We start from the raw sequence: 1,916 nt of genomic DNA on the forward strand, positions 1-1,916 counted from the left end.
CCCGCTATGAGAAGACCGCCGAGTCCTACCAAGCAGCCGTCACCCTCGCATCGCTCCTGATGTGGGCGTGACATTTGAAGACAACTCCTAGGCCGATCGTCGTTCTACGCTGAAAGCCCGGGGAAAGGGCAGGTCAGCTATGCCGCACTCGCTCTGGCAGGGAGCCTTGAGCTTCGGGCTGGTCACCGTGCCGATCTCCCTGCACGCCGCCACCGACAGCGGACCGTCCGTCTCCTTCGTGCGCGTGCACAAGGCCGACAACGGGCGCGTACGCAACCGGCCCATCTGCTCCCTGGAGGAGGACGCCGAGGTGCCGACCGAGGAGATCGGCCGCGGCTACGAGACCGGTGAGCGGATCGTCCCGCTCACCGACGACGACCTTCAGCAGTTGCCGCTGCCGACCGTCAAGACCCTCACCATCCTCGCCTTCGTGCCGGCCGGCGACGTCGACCCGCTGCAGGTTGAACGCGGCTACTACGTCGCGCCCACCGGACCCGCCGCCGCCAAGCCGTACGTCCTGCTGCGCGAGGCTATGGAGGACCACGGCTCGGTCGCCATCGGCAAGATCGCCCTGCGCAGCAAGGAGACCCTTGCGCTGGTGCGACCGATGGGGGATGTGCTGGTGCTGCACTCGCTGCGCTGGCCCGGCCAGATCCGCACCCCCGCCGGTGTGGTTCCCGAGCGGCCGGTCGACATCAGCGACGACGAGCTCGCCGCGGCCGAGGCGCTGATGGACAGCTACGGGCCGCTGGATGAGGAGGATCTGCGCGACCACTACCGTGAGCAGGTCGTGGGGATCGTGGCGGCCAAGCTGGAGGACCGCGAAGTCGAAGTCCCCGGCGAGGCTCCCCAGCCGCGCGGGCAGGTCCTGGACCTGATGGCCGCCCTAGAGGACAGCGTCCGCGCTGCCAGGAGCGCCCGCGGCGAAGACACCGGCGGTACGGGCGCGTCGGTGACGCCGCTGCGTGCCATCGAGGACAAGGTCACCGGAACCGCCAGACGCTCCCCCGCCCGCAAGAGCACCCGTACGCCGAAGGAGACGGGCGGCAAGAAAACCGCCGCCAAGGCGCCGGCGAAGAAGACCGCGGCGAAGAAGAAGGCGACCGGCGGCCGCCGTGCCGGCTGACTGCCATAGCAGAGCGCGAACCACCGGCCGCCGGGCTGAACCAGGAACACTCGGTCAGCACCACCTCAAAGGTGTCGGGTGGGGCGCGTTCATGCGGCTGCTCTCCGGTTTCCGGGGTAGGACACAGCGGCTGTCCACACGGTGGTCCAGTGGCCGGAGGCGTTGCACCGCTCGATGCGTGTCACCTGCTCGCCGCGCTTTCGCATTCGGTCGGCGACGGACAGCGCCTCTTGGTCGTCTCCCAACTCGTGCTCCGTCTGCAGACGTGGGCCGTTCCAAAAGCGGTACGGCCAATCACGTCCAAATGTGAAGTCTGTTCCGGGCTTCGGCATCGTGTACTCCTTGAAAGAAGGCGGGACCGGCTCCTACAGCCGGCCCCGCCATCCAGCATCGGCCCAGCGCGCTGAAAAGTGTTACTGGTGCCCCAGCAAAGTCCTGCGCCCTGCATAGTGCTGGCCAGCCCGAGCCGTGCGCGACAGCCTGGGCCTCGGGCCACCTACGGGGCCGTGCCGAATGTCATCCGGTGGCCCGGCCGTCCGGCATCGGCGGGAGCTGGACTTCGCCTGTGAGCTTGCTGATGCGCTGCCGGATCGCCGCGAACATCTCGGTGCGGTCGGGTGGATGCGGCCCGGCGACGGCGCTGGGCACGGGCCGCCCCACCGCGTGCTGATGAACCCGAACGATCGTGGAGTCCGCCGAGACGGCCCAGGTCAGGTCCTCGTCGGCGTCGGCCTGGGCCATCAGCGCGGTAAACACCCGCTCCCATGTCCCGTCCACGGCCCACATCCGC

At 68.9% G+C, this 1,916-nt stretch carries 1 protein-coding gene and 1 pseudogene; one reads left to right on the forward strand and one right to left on the reverse strand.

Annotation, left to right across the window (positions count from 1 at the left end):
* Positions 1-166: 166 nt before the first annotated feature.
* The gene (locus ACH4EB_RS38660) at positions 167-1,126 is read left to right on the forward strand and encodes a Ku protein (protein ID WP_398353226.1); all 960 of its coding nucleotides are present in this window, start codon (positions 167-169) and stop codon (positions 1,124-1,126) included.
* Between the two features lie 516 nt (positions 1,127-1,642).
* Here the strand turns inward: ACH4EB_RS38660 and ACH4EB_RS38665 are convergent.
* Positions 1,643-1,916 (reverse strand): annotated as a pseudogene (locus ACH4EB_RS38665) (hypothetical protein); the annotation flags it as partial.

Source organism: Streptomyces sp. NPDC018045 (assembly GCF_044327445.1).
In the GTDB taxonomy this organism is placed as follows: domain Bacteria; phylum Actinomycetota; class Actinomycetes; order Streptomycetales; family Streptomycetaceae; genus Streptomyces.